The sequence below is a fragment of the Streptomyces sp. NPDC001231 genome (assembly GCF_042896885.1).
In the GTDB taxonomy this organism is placed as follows: domain Bacteria; phylum Actinomycetota; class Actinomycetes; order Streptomycetales; family Streptomycetaceae; genus Streptomyces.
This window is the reverse complement of the sequence record NZ_JBIAXS010000004.1, coordinates 288,577-305,893: the sequence shown is the minus strand read 5'-3', so window position 1 is coordinate 305,893 and position 17,317 is coordinate 288,577. Positions and strand designations below refer to the sequence as shown.

General features: G+C 71.6%; 13 protein-coding genes and 1 pseudogene. 7 read left to right on the top strand and 7 right to left on the bottom strand.

Annotation, left to right across the window (positions count from 1 at the left end; translation table 11 throughout):
• Positions 1-358: 358 nt before the first annotated feature.
• The 3 genes and pseudogenes from ACFY3J_RS07665 to leuE all read left to right on the top strand — a co-directional run.
• Positions 359-967: pseudogene (locus tag ACFY3J_RS07665) on the top strand (trypsin-like serine protease); the annotation flags it as partial.
• 36 nt (positions 968-1,003) lie between these two features.
• Positions 1,004-1,516, top strand: coding sequence for a hypothetical protein (locus tag ACFY3J_RS07660; RefSeq protein ID WP_384172652.1), 513 nt, complete (start codon positions 1,004-1,006; stop codon positions 1,514-1,516).
• 256 nt (positions 1,517-1,772) lie between these two features.
• Positions 1,773-2,426 (top strand): leucine efflux protein LeuE, encoded by a 654-nt coding sequence (gene leuE, locus ACFY3J_RS07655; RefSeq protein ID WP_390840507.1) that lies wholly within the window; start codon positions 1,773-1,775, stop codon positions 2,424-2,426.
• A gap of 120 nt (positions 2,427-2,546) precedes the next feature.
• Here the strand turns inward: leuE and ACFY3J_RS07650 are convergent, their stop codons facing one another.
• From ACFY3J_RS07650 to ACFY3J_RS07620, 7 genes are all read right to left on the bottom strand, one after another.
• Positions 2,547-3,629, bottom strand: coding sequence for an acyltransferase (locus tag ACFY3J_RS07650; protein ID WP_390840506.1), 1,083 nt, complete (start codon positions 3,627-3,629; stop codon positions 2,547-2,549).
• Between the two features lie 115 nt (positions 3,630-3,744).
• Positions 3,745-5,097 carry a polysialyltransferase family glycosyltransferase gene (locus ACFY3J_RS07645; RefSeq protein ID WP_390840505.1) on the bottom strand — a complete coding sequence of 451 codons (1,353 nt, stop codon included), beginning with the start codon at positions 5,095-5,097 and terminating at the stop codon, positions 3,745-3,747.
• A 3-nt stretch (positions 5,098-5,100) separates the two neighbouring features.
• The gene (locus tag ACFY3J_RS07640) at positions 5,101-6,066 is read right to left on the bottom strand and encodes a glycosyltransferase family 2 protein (RefSeq protein ID WP_384172404.1); all 966 of its coding nucleotides are present in this window, start codon (positions 6,064-6,066) and stop codon (positions 5,101-5,103) included.
• Between the two features lie 123 nt (positions 6,067-6,189).
• Positions 6,190-8,406 (bottom strand): polysaccharide pyruvyl transferase family protein, encoded by a 2,217-nt coding sequence (locus tag ACFY3J_RS07635; RefSeq protein WP_390840504.1) that lies wholly within the window; start codon positions 8,404-8,406, stop codon positions 6,190-6,192.
• The gene (locus ACFY3J_RS07630) at positions 8,403-9,656 is read right to left on the bottom strand and encodes a hypothetical protein (RefSeq protein WP_390840503.1); all 1,254 of its coding nucleotides are present in this window, start codon (positions 9,654-9,656) and stop codon (positions 8,403-8,405) included. Before ACFY3J_RS07630 ends, ACFY3J_RS07635 begins: the two co-directional genes overlap by 4 nt.
• A 213-nt stretch (positions 9,657-9,869) precedes the next feature.
• Complete coding sequence (locus tag ACFY3J_RS07625) at positions 9,870-11,210, bottom strand: polysialyltransferase family glycosyltransferase (protein ID WP_384172395.1); 1,341 nt, start codon at positions 11,208-11,210, stop codon at positions 9,870-9,872.
• Positions 11,210-12,187 carry a glycosyltransferase family 2 protein gene (locus tag ACFY3J_RS07620; RefSeq protein WP_384172392.1) on the bottom strand — a complete coding sequence of 326 codons (978 nt, stop codon included), beginning with the start codon at positions 12,185-12,187 and terminating at the stop codon, positions 11,210-11,212. Before ACFY3J_RS07620 ends, ACFY3J_RS07625 begins: the two co-directional genes overlap by 1 nt.
• Positions 12,188-12,385: 198 nt before the next feature.
• On the opposite strand from ACFY3J_RS07620, the gene ACFY3J_RS07615 reads away from it, so the two are divergent.
• Genes ACFY3J_RS07615 through ACFY3J_RS07600 form a run of 4 tightly spaced genes read left to right on the top strand, consistent with a single transcriptional unit; the run spans position 12,386 to position 17,130 of the window.
• Positions 12,386-13,726: a DUF6716 putative glycosyltransferase gene (locus tag ACFY3J_RS07615; RefSeq protein WP_384172389.1), complete on the top strand. Its 1,341-nt coding sequence runs from the start codon at positions 12,386-12,388 to the stop codon at positions 13,724-13,726.
• 32 nt (positions 13,727-13,758) lie between these two features.
• Positions 13,759-15,045 (top strand): cytidylyltransferase domain-containing protein, encoded by a 1,287-nt coding sequence (locus tag ACFY3J_RS07610; protein ID WP_390840502.1) that lies wholly within the window; start codon positions 13,759-13,761, stop codon positions 15,043-15,045.
• 14 nt (positions 15,046-15,059) lie between these two features.
• A complete protein-coding gene (locus tag ACFY3J_RS07605) occupies positions 15,060-15,998 on the top strand; it encodes an N-acetylneuraminate synthase family protein (RefSeq protein WP_384172383.1) in 939 nt (312 codons plus the stop codon).
• Between the two features lie 34 nt (positions 15,999-16,032).
• Positions 16,033-17,130, top strand: coding sequence for a hypothetical protein (locus ACFY3J_RS07600; protein WP_384172380.1), 1,098 nt, complete (start codon positions 16,033-16,035; stop codon positions 17,128-17,130).
• The last annotated feature ends 187 nt before the right edge of the window (positions 17,131-17,317 follow it).

Here is a 17,317-nt window from a genome sequence, read left to right as displayed (position 1 = left end):
ACCACAGCAACCTCGTCCGGAGTCACACACTCCCAACGCCACACCGGCCCAGAAGGACACGCACCACCACACCCGACCTGACCAAGCCCTACTAGCGCTGCGACCGGAAAGGTTCACCGGCTCGCGACGCCCGGCACGGCACCTCGCCGCGTTGTCGCATCACCCGAGTACATCCAGTACGCGGGTCATGCTCCGCCTTGCGATGTACCGCACCGGACGCCGCGAGCTTCCCGGCAAACCTTTCCGGTCACAGCACTAGCGACCGAGCCGAACCCGCAGCGACCCCCGACAGCAGCCGGTGGGGCGCGTTCCTTGAGGCGGCTGCCGGCCTGGCAGCCGTACCGCCGCGACCGACACCGCCTACGGCCATACCGCGCGCCTGGACATCGGCGATGGCACACGTGCCTGCTCCGGCACCCTCGTCCATCCCGAATGGCTGCTCACGGCGGCCAGTTGCTTCGTCGACGACCCGGCCGTCGATCTCACCGTGCCCGCCGGAGCGCCGAAGCTGAAGACGACCGCGACCATCGGACGCACCGACCTGACCACCACGCAGGGCGAGGTCCGCCACGTGGTGGAACTGGTGCCGCGTACCGACCGCGACGTCGTGCTCGCCCGCCTCTCGGCGCCGGTCACCACCACGCCCGTCGCCCTGGCGGCCGGCGCGCCCACCGTGGGCGAGGAACTGCGCGTCGCCGGTTACGGCCGCACCAAGGACGAGTGGGCGCCGGTGAAGCTGCACTCCGGCGCGTTCTCCGTGGACGCCGCCGACGCCACCACCGCCACCGTGACGGGCAAGGACAACGCCGCCGTGTGTAGGGGCGACGCGGGCGGACCCACGCTTCGCGTCACAGCCGGCGTGGCCACCCTGCTCGCCATCAACAGCCGCTCCTGGCAGGGCGGTTGCTTCGGCAGCGACTCGGCCGAGACCCGCGGCGGAGCCGTCGCGGCCCGTGTCGACGACCTCGGCGACTGGATCTCCTCCAAGGTCGGCGCGACCCGCGTGAGCGACTTCGACTGCGACGGCGTCGAGGACGTCGCGGTCGGCGACCCCACGGCGTCCGTCAACGGCCGGTCCGGGGCCGGCCTGGTCCGCGTCGTCTACGGCGGCGGCAAGGGCAGCGTCGTCCTCCACCAGGACGTCGACTTCGTTCCGGACAAGGCCGAGGCGGGCGACGGCTTCGGCTCGCAGCTCGCCGTGTTCGACCACGACCAGGACGGCTGCTCCGACCTGGCGGTGGGCGTCCCCTTCGAGGACGTCGGCACGGCCACCGACGCCGGCATCGTGCAGACCTTCTCGCTTCTCGGAGCGCCCGGCGATTCAGACCACTGGATCGAGGCGGGCAACGCCCGCGGCCTGCCGGGCACCCCGGCGCCTCACAGCGGGTCGGCAACCACCTCAACGCGACCGGTACGCACCTGTGGATCGGTATGCCGTACGGTCCCGCCGAGCGCGGCGCCGTCCACGCCCTGCCATGGACGAATGCCATGGGCGGCACCGGCGACACCGTGCTGACCCAGCAGCCAGGCCTGAACGGCCTTCCCCTCACGGGCAAGGCATTCGGCATGGCGATCCGCTGACCGGAAGCCGTACGGGCCCCGGGCGGATGATCCGGACGCTGCCGGCGAATCCGTCCCGCCGGATCTCATCCGGCGGGACGGAGTGCCGCGAAGGGGGCGAGTGATCTGCCGGTGAGCCGGGCATCGAGTCGTGCCGGATCGATGGCGGCGCCCGTGAAGTGGTGGTTCACCGTCGTGCGACACTCCATGCCATGTTCGGAGTCATCCATCTCCCCACCTACTTGGCAGGGCTCGTCCTCATCGTCCTGCTTCCCGGGCCCAACTCGCTGTACGTGCTGTCCGTCGCCGCCCGGCGCGGGATACGCGCCGGGTACACCGCCGCCGCGGGTGTCTGGTGCGGGGACACCGTGCTCATGACGCTGGGAGCGGCCGGGGCCGCCTCCCTGCTGAAGGCGAACCCCGTGCTGTTCGGGATCGTCAAGTACGCCGGCGCCGGATATCTGACCTGGATCGCGATCGGCATGCTGCGGACCGGCTGGGGGATGTGGCGGGCCCGGCGGGAGAAGGCGGCGCAGGAGGAGGACTCCGCTCCGGTGGCCGCCGGCGAGCGGCCGTTCCGCCGCGCTCTCGTCGTCAGCCTCGTCAACCCCAAGGCGATCCTGTTCGTCATCGCCTTCTTCGTGCAGTTCGTCGACCCGGCCTATGCCTATCCGGCGCTCTCCTTCGTCATCCTCGGCGCCTTCCTCCAGTTCGCCAGCGTCCTCTACCTCAGCGCGCTGATATTCGGCGGCATGAAGCTGGCCGCCGCCTTCCGCCGCCGCAAGCGCCTGTCGGCGTCGGCGACCTCCGCGGCGGGCGTGCTGTTCCTGGGCTTCGCGGTGAAGCTGTCGCTGGCGAGCGTGTAGTCACCGGCCCGGCAGCCGCCGGGCGCCTCAGGGACCGCAGACGGCACGGCCCCGGAACGGATCCGTTCCGGGGCCCACTGCTGTCCCATGGGGCTTGTTGCGCCGTCGTGTCCGGCCGGGTCAGCCGAGCAGCCGCCGCAGGTTCAGCCTGCCCCACAGCAGGCTGGCGGCGAACGAGAGGGCCAGGACCGTGATCAGCAGACCGACCAGAAGCAGCCCCGCCATCGGTCCGCTCAGGTCCGCCGACACCAGCGGTGCGACGACCTCCTCGAGGAACAACACATGGACCATGTACGCGCCGAGCGCCGCACCGGCCAGCTTCTGCAGCAGGGGCCGCCACTTCTCCGGGATCCGGACCCGGCTGATGAGGAGCAGCACGCCGACGCACATGACGCCGACGAACAGGTGCGCGTTGGGGATCACATAGTGGATCTGCGTGTTGTACCAGAGACACCCGGCCATGGTGAGCGGCAGCAGGACGAACAGCGGTCGGCGCCACCGTACGACGCCGGCGGGGAGGGCGAACAGCATCGCGCCCCCGACTGCGTACACCACCGAATAGGTACCGAACCCCCAGGCCACCGAGGGCATCCGGTGATCCGTGACCGCCCCGAGCGTGGTCAGCACGCTCGGCAGGACCGCGATGCCGAACAGTGCCGCTCCGAGCCCCCAGGGCCGCTTCCCCGCCCTGATCATCATCGCGAAGGCGAGCAGCGCGATGATCGGAATGTAGTTGTACATGAACCACAGGTGGTAGGCGGGCCGTACCGAGCCGAAGAGGGAGTCCGTCGCCAGCTCGGTCATGGGCCGGTCGTTGCGGTCCCGCAGCCAGGCCCAGACCAGATAGATCGCCGTCCACGCGAAGAGCGGAACCGTGTTGCGGACGATCCGCTGCCACATCCGGGCGCTGTCGCGCGGGGGCGCGCCGACCAGCACGGCCCAGCCGGCGATGGCGAAGTACATGGGAACGGCGAACGGATTGATCGCCTCCGCCACGTGTCCCGCCCAGTACGACCCTGAACCCTTGGCCGGGTTGTTGTCGGTGGCGTGGATGAACTGGGCGCCCACATGTCCCAGCATCACGGTGGCGGAACAGATCAGCCGCATCAGGTCGATGTCGTAGCGGTGTTCCCGCGGTGCGGCGGCCTGTTCGGACGGAGCGCTGCGCTGCTGCGGCAGGCCCACGGCTATGTCATTCGGCACCGCGTCACTCTCTTACTGCTCGGTGTACGGGAGTTGAAGAGCTGGTGGCTCCCCCGTGGCTGCTGGGCCTCGGTTGGCCGTCCGGGACGGATGAACGCGCAGGTCGCCCCACGCGTCATCGCCTCACGCCGCGTCGCACCGCCCTGCGCACCACGCGCTTCGCGCGGCGCACCTGGATCTTCGCGCGCGACCGCGGGTGGCTGCCGGGAAGGCCGAGTTCGGCCAGCCGCAGTTCGGGGAAGTAGTAGCCGGGGCTGTCGGCCAGATTGTTCCGCAGCCAGTCCGTCGTCGACTCCCGCAGCTGCGGGTACGCCTTGGGCTGCATGCAGAAACCGATCGCCCGGACCAGCGGCGACAAGGTCCCGGGGGCGGTGCCGACGAGAGCCGGGGTCTCCTCGCGCTCCAGATCGGGCACCAGGTGGTCGACCAGGGTCAGGGGCACGCGGTTGCTGTTCGGGTAGGGCTGGAGGCGCCGCGTCACCAGCGCGGTCCCGACCCGTGCGACGGGCACGTCGAAGTAGGCGGAGGCGGTCATCATGGCCGTCGAGAAACAGCCGACGACGAGTGCGGGACGGCAGTGGTGGTAAAGCGTCTCGGCCAGCAGCGGCGCGTCCAGCACGGTGAGCCGGACGCCGGCGTCCGCCGCCGCCTTGCTCAGCGCGTCCGAGTAGTCGGCGGGTGCCGTCGGATGGGGCTTGAAGACCAGGGAACGGTGCCCGGCGCGCACGGCCCCGGTGAGCATGCGGACATGGAGGTCCTCCTCCTCCTGCGCGCTCAGGATGTTGATCGCCGCCAGATACTGGCCGAGGAGCACGGCCGTCGGCGCCTCCTCCAGGACGGGCGCCAGCCGCGGGTCGTCCGCCGCGTCCCGGGAGATCTCGTCGAGCACGCCGCGGAACGCCTCGTCCGGGACGAGCTCGGGCTCGACGCCGTACTCGGACAGCAGCATCGGCTTCAGGCCGGGTATCAGGTCGAGATGGAGCAGCCGCCGGATGCGGCGCGCGAGGGTCAGCGGCAGCTTGTCCCGGGTCGGCCCGTAGCTCATGAGGCCGTCGGCGTACACATGGACGGCGCTCTCGGAGAAGATCGCCGCCAAGGCCTGGGCCGGGTTGACCTGGATCGACTCGACGGCGAGCTCGATCAGGTCCCGCTTGTCGATGCCCCACAGCAGACGGAGCGCCCGCTGCCACAACACCGTGTCGTTGCCCCGCGGACCCCAGGCGCTGGGGTGGTGGGGGCTGATCGCCTCGTTCCAGCTGACCACCGAGTCGAAGCGGCCGGCCATGCGTGCGTAGCCGTGCATCTCGTCGAGGCGCAGGGCCGTCTCCGGTATGGCGGCGTTGTTGGAGACCAGCAGGATGCGTCGGGCCTCGTGGCGCGGTCCGAACAGGCCCGCGTCGAGCGCCGCGGCGAGAGTGGCCGCTCCGTAGAGGGTCGAGACCTGGAAGATCTGGGTCTTTCGGGGCATGGTTCAGGCAGCCTTCCGCCCGTCACGCAGGCGGCTGAGCAACCTGCTCCGAGTGCTGTCCATAGTGGTGAGGGTGTCCTCGAGCGTTCGCTCGGGCATGCGGTGGAGCGCGGCTTTCGCCTCACGCCGCAGTCGCTGGGCCGTCGAGGGCTCGTACTCGTTCGCCTTGCCGATATGGAAGGCGATCATGGCGCAATAGGTCCGTACGGCCTTGGGGAGGAAACGCTCGGTCTCCGAGTCCTGCAGCACATCCTGCAGCAACGCGTCGTAGGCCGGGATGAAGTCCAGCTGCCGCGCGTCCTTGATCTGGGTGAGCGAGGTCGCGACGCCCCTCCGGTAGAACACGCCGTGCACACCGAGGGAGGCATACGTCCTGGCCTTCAGATGCAGGCGCCAGATCCACAACCGGTCCTCGGCGGTGCGGAGTTCGGTCGCGAAGCGCATGCCCCCGTCGGCGAAGAGGTGCCGGCGGTAGATCCCCGCCCAGACGAAGGGGTAGTCGACCATCGTCTCCGATTCGGCCGGCGCTATTCCGTCGCGCGGATCCATCACGAGGTTGCGCACCGGGGCCGGGGGCCGCCGGACCACCCGCTCGGTGCCCGTGGCCTGGACATGATCGGTACGGGCGAAGTCGCAGCCCAGTTCGTCCATGGCGCACACCAGTTCGGCGAGGTGACCCGGCCCGTACCAGTCGTCGCCGTCGAGGAAGGTGATGTACTCACCGCTCGCCGCGTCGATACCGCTGTTGCGCGCCTGGGCTATGCCCATGTTCTTCTCGTGCCGGATCACCTTGGCGCCCGGATGCCTCTCCGCCCAGCGGTCGATGACCATGGGGGTGGAGTCCGTGGAGCAGTCGTCCACGAGCAGGAACTCGACATCGGGATTCGCATTGTTGGCGAGGCTTCGCAGCGTGCTCTCGGCGAACGCTCCCACATTGTGCATGGGGACGACAACAGACAGTTTCGGCACAGAGGCCTCTCACGCTCGAAGGTTGGGGATTGGAACAGGCTAACGATGCTCCCGACGGGTGCAGTGTCGCCCGAGGTATGGAGAGATGAATTATGTTCGAATCATCGGTGAATGATTGATGTTCTACGCCTGGCCAAAGGTTTTCCTGAGCTCGTCGATGTTCGACCGGGTCGTTTCCCACAGGAGCTTCTGCGCGTCGTGAACCTCCGCCACGGCGGTCGCGTGGTCGTCGAGGATCGCCGTGGCCCGTTCCGTGAGCCGGGAGCCGAGTTCCCGGTCGTGCACGGACAGCCCCCATTCCTCGCGTCCGATGTCGGACAGGAAATAGGCGAGCTTCGGATGGGAGACGAGGCTGAGGATGGGGGTGCCGCAGCCGAAGGGGATCATGCCCGCGTGCCCGCGCATGCCGATCACCAGCCGCGACCGGCCGTACAGCTCCCGGATGCCGTCGTTCGACATGTCGTAGAGCTGCTCCACGGGCAGCGTGAGGCCGTGCTCCCGGCGCAGGTCGTGCACGAACCTCTCGTCGGCGGGCATATGGGCCGCGTACCGCACATCGGCCCGGTCCCGCAGTTCCCGGAGCGCGGTGGCCAGCTGGGCGAGGAAGTGGCCGTAGTCGTTGCCGAACCGCAGCCCCGCGCGGTCGTAGGCGCAGTTGACCAGGACGGTCTCGGATCTCTCGGCCGGATCGAACCGGCCCGGGGCGAGGTACCGCGCCACGGTGGTCGGGCAGGGCTGGTAGCGCACCCGGTCGCGCAGCTCCTCGGGGAGCAGCTCCCGGACCCGCTCGATCGAGCCATGGTTGCGCAGCCCGAAGAACGCCGACCGTTCGACGAGCACCCGCAGGCTCTCGGCGAACCGGCTCCGGCGGTAGAGCTGTCCGTCGAACACGTTGTAGCCGACCGCGAATACCGCCAGGGGCGTGGTGATCCGCGCCAGGAGCTCGTCCGGGACGTTCCACTGCCAGTGGCTGTTGCCGTTGGGGGAGGTGTCCGGGAGGAAGAGCCCGCCGCCGCCCACGATCACTCCGCGCCGGGCGTTCAGCTGCTCCAGTGCCGCTTCGTCGACCAGCCGGTGCACCGGCTGCCGGTACCAGCGGCGCGGGCCGGTGTCGGTGTCGAAGCACATGCGCACGGCCTCGGGCAGGACCTTGTCCCCGGCGTTCTCCTGGCCCTCGGCGAACAGCGCGACATGGGCCAGCTGGTGCGCGGCGGCGTCCGGCTCTTCCGGTGCCGGTCCCTCGGGGCGGGTGCGCACATACCAGCTGTGGCAACCGGCGTCGGTGGGATCGGCGTCCAGGCCCTCGCGGGCGTACGCGTGCGCGTCCTCCTCCCGCCCGCACAGCCACGCCAGACGGGCGAGCTGGGCGAAGGCACGCGGGGCGACATCGGGTGAGGCCGCCGCCAGGAGCAGATGCGCCTCGGCCTCGGCGTAGCGCGACAGCGCCATCAGGCAGACGCCCAGCGTCTCCTGGCAGCGGGGCGCGTCCAGCCGGTCGCCCACGACCGGGGCGAGGACGTCGACGGCCTCGTCGTAGCGGCCCTGCCGACGGTACACATCGGCCACCGTACGGGCGAGACCGAGGGAGGGACGCGCCTCGAGCAGCGGTGGCGCGCAGTGCGCCAGAAGGCCGGCGTGCTTGTCGCCGGGCAGGGCGCAGTAGGCCGCCCGGAACTCCTCGTCGCTCATCTCGAAGCGGCGCCGCGCCTCGGCGGCCGGACCGTCCCCGGGCGCGTCGGAGGGGCCGGTGAAGTGGAGGACGGCGACGTTCGCGGGCACCGGCGAGTCGCCGGGGAGCCGGTGGGTGAGGAAGTCGTACCGCGCGTCCACCGGAACCAGGACGTCCGCCGACGAGAGGTCCGGACCGCCGTCGCCGGAGAGCCGGGCCACCAGGGCGTCGTCCACGTCGGTGCGCTGGATCACCAGGAGGCCGCCGGGCAGGACGGCGTGCCGCTCCCCGCCCTCCCCGTCGTACAGCGCCTGTTGGACGGCGCCCACACCATGGCGCATCCGGAGCAGCTCACCGAGGTCCCCCAGCACCACCATGTCCGGGCTGAGGGCGATGACCGTGTCATAGCCCTCCAGCCGGAAGAGGTCGGCGCGGCTGTCCGCCCGGCGGGTGACGACACGCGGGTGCAGGCGGTGCAGGGCGTCGAACGAGGAGTCGGCCGGCCCCGGGTGCAGGACCACGAAGTCCTCGCACACGCCCGGGTTGGTCAGTACCAGACTGCGCAGCAGCGTGGCCAGAGCGGGCAGGCGGTCGCTTTCGGTGTGGACGGCGAAGGCGATGCGGCGTCTGCCGGTGACGGTGCTGCGGTCGTCCGCCAAGGAGTGGGTCATCGCAGGGCGATCCTCATCTTGCTGTTGTCGGCGTGTGTCGCGTGGTCCATGACCCACTCGGCTTCCCTCGGCCGCAGCCGGCCGGGCAGGCCGAAGCCGATGAGGTCCAGGCGGGGGCTGACATCCAGGAAGTCCAGGAGCCGCAGGACGGTGAAGGCGGTGGTGGTCGCCGGTTCCCAGTCGCCCTCGCCGATCAGCGCCGGGTCGGTCAGGGGCGCGCGCAGGGACGCGTCACCGATGTGCTCCTGCGCTCCGGGCACGAGCCGCTGCCGCGTGGCACGGCGCCATGGTGCGGCCGGGGAGCCGAACACCAGCCGGATGCCGGCCGGCTGCGTCCAGGCGGGTCCGTTCCACGGGGTCTCGCCCCGCAACGAGACGGCGTGCAGATCGGTGCGCTCGCCGGTGCCCTCCACGCGGACCCCGAACGAGTCGCAGCGCGCCACCAGGTCGTAGCCGTCGATCTCGGCGCCCGACGCACTCCCGGCTGCGTCGGCACCCGAGACCAGGCACACCGTCCGCCCCTCGAGCAGTCCGCGCAGCCCGCCGACGCCGATCGGGGTGCTCCCGCCGAGCAGCGGGTCGGACAGCGCGGGCCGCTCGACCAGCCGCCGGTACGTCCCGTACAGCCTCAGCAGGCGCCGCACGGTCGGGTCCCCGGCGCCGTGCTCGGCCACCCGCGCCTGTACGAAGGCGGCGAACTCCGGGGCCGCGACCGCGGAGGGCTGTCCGAGCAGGTCGCGCAGCTGGGAGCCGGCCCGGGGGAAGAGCGCGTCGGCCTCTTCCAGGCACGCCCGCTGCCGCCGCAGGGTGTCGATCCTGCGGACGACCTCCTTTGCCGCGCCGCTGTCCTGCACCAGCGTGAGGTGGCGCTCGTAGCACTCCAGTGCCTCCGCCTCGCGGCCGAGCCCGTCGAGGGCCAGGCCGTGCAGCCGCCAGGCTCCCCTGGACCGCTGCCGGATCCGGGTCGACGTCTCGGCCACGCCCAGGGCGAGGGCCAGTCCGCTGTCCCCGCCGGCCTCCAGGGCACGCTCGCCGACCTTGAGCAGGGAGTCGAAGGGATCGGCCGACGGCGTGTCGAGGGAGGTGGCGAAGGTGCCGATCGCCCGGGTGAGGCGGGCGTGCCGGGGAGAGGACGTCTCGCTCTGCGCCGCGAGGTACTCGCCGCACAGGCGCATGCTCCGGGCGAACAGTTCCAGCCTGGCGGCCTCCTTCTGCCGTGCCTTGAACAATCCCGCCAGGGGGTTCGTCATGCCTTCCACCGTCCTCCGATCGAAGGACGCATCGTGCCCCAGTACGACGGTTCCCGAGTGGCTTCCCGGTGGACGGCGGGTAAAGAGTCCCGGTTCGGCAGCCGACCGGACGACGTCGCCCGGCGAGGACCGGGGTGTCCGCCGGCAGGCCGCCGTACCCGCGGCAGGGCCATGATCCGGACGCGCCGCCCGGTGCGGCCGGCGCTCGGGTCCTCAGCCCCGTACGGCGTTCTTCAGCGCCCGCGCCCGCCGCACCATCCGGCGCGCCGTGGCGCTGCGGGGGAGGAACGCCAGCCGCTCCGGGATGCCGCCCGGCAGCCCCAGCGATGTGAGCCGGCGGCGCTTGAAGTAGTGCTGGGTGCGCGGTCCGAAGTACTGGGAGAGGAAGCGTTCCGCTGCCGGGCGAAGGCCCGGGTGGATCTGCGGCTGCATGGTGAAACCGACGGCGGTGACCAGCCCGGTCAGCATGTCGGCGGCGACGGCGGACTCCTGACCGTCGTCCTTCCCCGCCTCCAGGTCCGGCAGCAGCGCGTCGGCCAGGACGACGGGGACGCGGTTGCTGTTCTGGTAGGGCGTCAGGCGCTCCAGCACCAGACCGGTCCCGACCCGGGCGACCGGCAGGCCGTGGAAGGCGGAGGCGGTGAACAGCGCGGTCGAGAAGCATCCGGCCACCAGCGCGGGCCGGGTCTTCTCGAACAGCACCTCGGCGAGGACGGGCAGGTCCAGGACGGTGAGGTCCACACCGAGCCGTTCCGCCTCGGCCTCCAGCGCCCGGCCGTAGCGGGCCGGAGCGGTCGGGTGGGGCTTGAAGACGACCGAGCGGTGCCCGCGGGCGACCGCGCCCCGCAACATCCGCACGTGCAGCTCTTCCTCCTCCTCGGCGGAGAGGATGTCCAGCGCGGACAGGTACTGGCCGAGCAGTACGGCGGCACGCTCGGGCAGCGGCGGAAGCTGCGGCACGGCGTCGCCGATCCGGCGCAGCACCTTCATGAACGCATCGGTCGGCAGGGCCTGCGCGGGCACGTCGAACTCGGTCAGCAGCAGCGGGGTCAGACCGGGGACCAGGTCCAGGTGGAGCAGCCGCCGCACCCGCGTGCCGACCAGCGGGTCGATCTTGTTGCGCGTGGGACCGTAGCTCATCAGCCCGTCGGCGTAGACGTCGATGGGCGCCTCGGCGAACGACTGGGCGATGGCCAGGGCCGGGTTGACCTGGAGGGACTCCATCACCAGGGCCACGCGGTCGTCGCCCAGGCCCCACAGCAGCCGCAGATGACGCTCGAACAGAGGGAAGCCGTCGGGGTGCGGGGACCAGGCCCCGGGGTGGAAGGGGCGGATCGCCTCGTTCCAGGACAGCACGCCGTCGAAGTGGTCGCGCAGCGGTGCGAAGCCCGGCATCTCGTCGACGGACGGGGTGACCTCCGGCGTCGCCGCGTTGTTGCACACCAGCAGCAGGCGGCGGTCCGCCTCGGGGAAGCAGTCGGACTCGATCGCGGCGGCCAGGGTGGCGGCGCCGTACAGCGTCGAGGCGCAGAAGATCTGGGTGGTGCGGGACATCAGGAGGCCGCCTTCGCTGCGGGAACCCGGCGGCGCAGTCGACGCAGCCTGGAGGAACGGTTCAGGTCCATGGTGTCGAGGACGTCGGTGAGCAGCTCCTGCGGCAGCCGCCTGATCGCCGCCGCGCTCATGGTCCGCAGCTGCCTGGCCACCGACGGTTCGAACTTGTCGATCTCCGACAGGTGGTGGGCGATGATCGCGCAGTAGGTGCGCACCGCCTTCGGCAGCAGCCGGTCGGCCTCGGGGTCGGCCGCGGTCTCCTCGATCACCTGGTCGAAGGCGCGGATGAAGTCGAGTTGGCGCACATCGCCGATCTGCGTGAGGGAACCGGCCACCCCGCGCCGGTAGAAGACGCCCAGCAGACCCACCACGGCGAACGACTCCGCCTCCCGGTGCAGCCGCCAGATCCACGGCCGGTCCTCGGCCGTGCGCAGACCGTCGGTGAAGTGCAGCAGCCCCCGGTCGACCAGCCGGCGGTGGTAGACACCCGCCCAGGCGTAGGGGTAGTCGACGGAGGTGGTGCGTTCGGCGGGCAGGATCGCCTGCCGCGGGTCCATCACCTCGCCCCGCCGGCCGTGCGGGACACGCCGGATCGTGCGCGCCCGCCCGGTGCACTGCACATGGTCGGTGCGGACGAAGTCGCAGCCCAGCTCCTCGATCGCGGCGAGCAGCCGCGGGTAGTAGCCGGGGGCCAGCCAGTCGTCGCCGTCCAGGAAGGTCAGATACTCGCCGCGCGCCGTGTCGATCCCGGTGTTGCGCGCGGTCGCCAGCCCGCCGTTCCTCTCGTGTCTGACGTACACCGCCCCCGGCAGCTCGCGCTCCGCGCGCGCGAGCATGTCCGGTGTCTCGTCGCGCGAGCAGTCGTCGACGAGAATGAATTCGAAGTCCTCGCGGGCGTTCGCGCGCAGGCTCTTCAAGGCGTCGGACGCGTATTGCCGGACGTTGTAGAACGGCACGATGACGGAGAGCTTGACCACGCAGGCGAGGTTAGGAAGCGGTCCCGCCCCCGTCTTTACCGCCGGCTTGAGCTTGGGTGAACGGCGCGTGGCGACGCAGTGAACCAGCCCTTTTTCCAGGCCGTCGGCGGCCTGATTCGCCATTCGGCGATGTGCTGTTAACTGTTTGTTGTGTTCGGGTTGGGTGGAACCTAGAAAAGCCTTCCTACGGTCTTCGACGTGCCAGCCAGTGCGAAGAAGTCCCGGCGAGTCGCCGTTCTCGCGGATTCCGACACCCGATGGAAATGGGGAGCGCTCACGGCGAACCGCTTGGTTTCCGCCGGTGTTGCCCCCGACCCGGGTGAATCGGACATCCGGCTCGACGGCTACCTGCTGCGGGGCCGTGCCACCCCCACCGCCCGCCAGCTCGAGGAGGTCGGTGTCCGCGCGGACCGTCTGCGCGAGGTCACCGCCGCCGAGTTCCTGCGCGAGATGGCTCAGGAGCCGTACGACGTCGTCGTGCTCGCCCTCGTCGGCGGCGGAGTCCAGGCCATGCTGCACGGACTGGCCCACGTCTGGCAGGGGCGCACCGAGCGGCCCGTGGTCGTCACCGGCTACGTGGGCGTCGTCTACGAAAAGCTCACCGACGGTCTGCTGCTGCGGCACGGCGCCGACCTCGTCCTTGCCAACTCCCGTCAGGACGCGGACCGTTTCCGGACCGTGTACGAGGGAGTGGGCGCCGACGCCTCGTCGGTGACCGAGGTGGCGCTGCCGTTCCTCGGCGGCGCCGTGCACGCCCCGGACCGGACGGAGGACGACCCCTACACGGTCGTCTTCGCCGCGCAGCCCTCCGTGCCGCAGAGCCGCGGGGACCGCGCCTACCTGCTGGACCGGCTGATCCAGCACGCCCGCCGGCACCCCGGGCGCGAGGTGCTGCTCAAGCTCCGCTCCAAGCCGGGCGAGCACACCACGCACATCGAGGAACTGCCGTACCAGAAGCTGGCCCAGCGCAAGGACCTGCCCGCCAACTTCCGCCTGGTGTACGGGAACATGGGCGAAGTCCTGGACCGCACCGACCTGCTGGTCACGGTCAGTTCCACGGCCGCCCTGGAGTCCCTGCACCGGCGCATCCCCACCGTCGTCCTGACCGACCTCGGGGTGCGGGAGGCGCTCGGCAACCACCACTTCGTCGGCTCCGGCTGCCTGGCCTCCTGGGACCAGCTCGACGCCGGGCACGAGCCCGAACCGGACCCGCGGTGGGTGGCCCGCCAGGGCGTCGCCACCGGAGGCACGTACGAGGCCGCCTTCGACAGGGGCCGCCACCGCGTCGACGAACTGCTCGCCGCCGGTGAACTCCCGCCGCTGAAGCCCTACTACACCCCCGTCACGGCCCCCGGCTACCTGCCCGGCGTCCTCGCCCGCCACCACCTCGCCCCCGACGGCAGCCCGCTGCCGGGCGCGCCCGCCGCCGACCGGTCGCCCGGCCCCGTACGCCGGATCTTCCGCCATGCCGCCCGCGGCGCCTACCGCCACGGCGTGCAGCGCGTGGCGCCCGTGATCCGGCGGATGGGGGAGCTGTGAACGACCGCGTCCCACACCAAGGAGTGCAGCCCATGACCGACGCCCACCCGGACGCGGGATCCGGCGCCCCGGCGCGCCGCGTGCTCGCGGTGATACCCGCGCGCGGCGGCTCCAAGGGCGTACCCGCGAAGAACCTCGCCCCCGTCGGCGGCGTCCCGCTGGTCGCCCGTGCCGTGCGCGAGTGCCGGGCGGCCCGGCTGGTGACCGACGTGGTGGTCTCCACCGACGACCAGGCCATCGCGGCCGCCGCCCGCCAGGCCGGCGCCGAGGTGGTGCTGCGGCCGGCCGCCATCGCCGGTGACACCGCCACCTCCGAGGCCGCCGTGCTGCACGCCATGGACGCGCACGAGGCACTGCACGGAGCCCCGGTGGACGTGGTGCTGCTCGTGCAGTGCACCAGCCCGTTCCTGACGAGCGAGGACGTCGACGGGGTCGCGGGCGCGGTCGTCGAGGCCGGCGCCGACACCGCGGTGACCGTGGCGCCCTTCCACGGCTTCGTGTGGCGGGACGCCGCGGACGACCCGCTGACCGCCGGCGCACCGTCGGACGTGGCCGTCGCCGAGTCCGCGGCCACCGAGGGCGGTTACGGCGTCAACCACGACAAGTCCTTCCGCCCGCGCCGCCAGGACCGCCCCCAGGACCTGCTGGAGACCGGCGCCGCCTACGCCATGGCGGCGTCCGGGTTCCGCGCGCACCGGCACCGCTTCTTCGGCCGTACGGAGCTCGTCCGCACCGACCCGGCGCGGGTGCTGGAGATCGACGACCCGCACGACCTGGCGCGGGCGCGGGCGCTGGCACCGCTGTTCGACGCCGACCGGCCGGGGGCGCTGCCCACCGCCGCCGACGTGGACGCGGTCGTACTCGACTTCGACGGCACCCAGACCGACGACAGGGTGCTGATCGACTCCGACGGACGGGAGTTCGTCTCCGTGCACCGCGGGGACGGCCTCGGCATCGCGGCGCTGCGCGACAGCGGCCTGAGGATGCTGATCCTGTCCACGGAACAGAACCCGGTCGTCGCCGCCCGCGCCCGGAAGCTCAGGCTCCCGGTGCTGCACGGCATCGACCGCAAGGACCTCGCGCTGAAGCAGTGGTGCGAGGAGCAGGGCATCGCGCCCGAGCGCGTGCTCTACGTCGGCAACGACGTCAACGACCTCCCGTGCTTCTCCCTGGTGGGCTGGCCCGTGGCGGTCGCGAGCGCCCACGACGTCGTACGCGGCGCCGCACGCGCGGTCACCACCGTCCCCGGCGGCGACGGCGCGATCCGAGAGATCGCCAGCTGGATCCTCGGCCCCTCTCTCGATTCCCTCACCAAGTAAGGACGACTCCTGCCATGAGCACCAACTCCCGCATCCGCACCTTCGGTTCGCGTGAGGCCGGCCCCGGCCGCCCGGTCTACGTCACGGGTGAGATCGGCATCAACCACAACGGCGACATCGAGAACGCCTTCAAGCTGATCGACGCGGCCGCCGAGGCCGGCTGCGACGCCGTGAAGTTCCAGAAGCGCACGCCCGAGATCTGCACCCCGCGCGATCAGTGGGACATCGAGCGCGACACCCCCTGGGGCCGGATGACCTACATCGACTACCGCCACCGCGTGGAGTTCGGTGAGGACGAGTACCGCCGGATCGACGACTACTGCCGGGAGAAGGGCATCGCCTGGTTCGCCTCCCCGTGGGACACCGAGGCCGTCGCCTTCCTGGAGAAGTTCGACGTGCCGGCGCACAAGGTGGCCTCCGCCTCCCTGACGGACGACGAGCTGCTGCGCGCCCTGCGCGCGACGGGCCGCACGATCATCCTCTCCACCGGCATGTCCACGCCCAAGCAGATACGCCACGCGGTGGAGGTGCTGGGCTCGGACAACATCCTGCTCTGCCACGCCACGTCGACGTACCCGGCGAAGGCCGAGGAGCTGAACCTGCGCGTGATCAACACCCTGGAGAAGGAGTACCCGAACGTCCCGATCGGCTACTCCGGCCACGAGACGGGCCTGCAGACCACGCTGGCCGCGGTCGCCCTGGGCGCCGTCTTCGTCGAGCGCCACATCACCCTGGACCGCGCCATGTGGGGCTCCGACCAGGCCGCCTCCGTCGAGCCGCAGGGCCTGCAGCGCCTGGTCCGCGACATCCGCACGATCGAGGCCTCCCTCGGCGACGGGGTGAAGAAGGTCTACGACTCCGAGCTCGGCCCGATGAAGAAGCTGCGCCGCGTCACCGGCGTCGTCGCCGAGGCGGAGATCGCCGCGGCGGCGGGCGAGCCGGTCGCGGTGTGAGCCCCAGCCCCTTAACACGGACGGTCCCGCGCCGATGAGCCCCCACACCCTCGCCTTCGTCGAGAGCCCGGTACAACTGCTGAACGTGCTGGAATGGGCTCACGCCCGCGGCCACACCACCGACCGTGCCCCCGATCCGGGCGGGACCGCTCCCGGCACCCGCCCGGAGTCCGGGATCACCCTCGTCGTGCTGTCGCCGACCGATCCGATGAGCCGCGGTCAGCTGCGGCGGATGGCCCAGCTGGCCCGCGACGAGGGTCACGAGGTGCGGTGGGAGGAGGCGCGGGGCGGGGCCGGGGCGCCGTTGCGGACCATCGGCGGTCTGGCCGGGCCGCTCCGGCGGGCCGAGCGGGTCGTGATGGGGGACCCGTTCTCACGGTATGTGCAGCTCCTGCTGACGATCACCAAGGCACGGGACCTCGTGGTCGTGGACGACGGCACGGCGACGATGGAGTTCGTCGGCCAGCTCGCCCGCGGGGAGCGGCTGGTGCGCTGGCACCGCAAGGGCGGCCGCCGCGGCCCGCGGGACCTCGTCCTCGGCCCGGTGTCGGCCGCCGCGCGGCGCCGGCTCACCCCTCGCGGGGAGCGCCGGGTGGAGGTGTTCTCGTCCATGCCGATCGACGAGGCCCCGCGGGGTGTGACCGTCACCGCGAACCGCTTCGCCTGGACCCGCGACCGCTTCGGCCCGCCCAGTGTCACCACGAGCGCCGACCTGGTCGGCACGTCACTGGTGGAGACGGGCGTCGTCGACGGCGACCGGTACGTGGACGCCGTACGGGCACTGACCAGGACGCACGGGGCGACCCGCTACTTCGCCCACCGGCGCGAGAGCGCCGAGAAGCTGCACCGGCTGGCCGTGGAGACGGGCCTGCAGATCGTCCGCCCCGAGCTCCCCCTGGAGCTGATCGCCCGCCGAGGCCCGATCGGCCGTACGGTCCTCAGCTTCCCCTCCACCGTCGTCCACACCCTGCCGCTCGCCCTGGCCGGCACCGAGGTACGCGTCACCGTCTGCGACATCGACCCGAGCTGGCTGACGGCGCACGCCTCCCCGCGGGCCCAGGGCTTCCTGTCCGGGGTGACGGGCACCGCCCGGGACGTGCACCGCCTCGCCCGTACGGCCCAGGCCGGCTGAGCGCCCGCCGGGACTTCCGCGGGCGGCCCCGGGGAGTCCCGGCGGGGGCGGGACCGGTCCGGATGACGTCCGACAGGTGAACATCTCGGGCGTGGTTCCGGTGCGACGTGGTATGCCTGGAGAAAAGAACAAATGGGGCGGGGTGCCAGGGGTGTGATGCACACCACTCCCCCGGGGCTCCGTGATC

Excerpts from the sequence above, each read along its gene's own strand:
- leuE (WP_390840507.1), top strand. The coding sequence starts at position 1,773 with ATGTTCGGAGTCATCCATCTCCCCACCTACTTGGCAGGGCTCGTCCTC.
- ACFY3J_RS07645 (WP_390840505.1), bottom strand. The coding sequence starts at position 5,097 with ATGCCCCGAAAGACCCAGATCTTCCAGGTCTCGACCCTCTACGGAGCG.
- ACFY3J_RS07635 (WP_390840504.1), bottom strand. The coding sequence starts at position 8,406 with ATGACCCACTCCTTGGCGGACGACCGCAGCACCGTCACCGGCAGACGC.
- ACFY3J_RS07630 (WP_390840503.1), bottom strand. The coding sequence starts at position 9,656 with ATGACGAACCCCCTGGCGGGATTGTTCAAGGCACGGCAGAAGGAGGCC.
- ACFY3J_RS07625 (WP_384172395.1), bottom strand. The coding sequence starts at position 11,210 with ATGTCCCGCACCACCCAGATCTTCTGCGCCTCGACGCTGTACGGCGCC.
- ACFY3J_RS07610 (WP_390840502.1), top strand. The coding sequence starts at position 13,759 with ATGACCGACGCCCACCCGGACGCGGGATCCGGCGCCCCGGCGCGCCGC.
- ACFY3J_RS07605 (WP_384172383.1), top strand. The coding sequence starts at position 15,060 with ATGAGCACCAACTCCCGCATCCGCACCTTCGGTTCGCGTGAGGCCGGC.
- ACFY3J_RS07600 (WP_384172380.1), top strand. The coding sequence starts at position 16,033 with ATGAGCCCCCACACCCTCGCCTTCGTCGAGAGCCCGGTACAACTGCTG.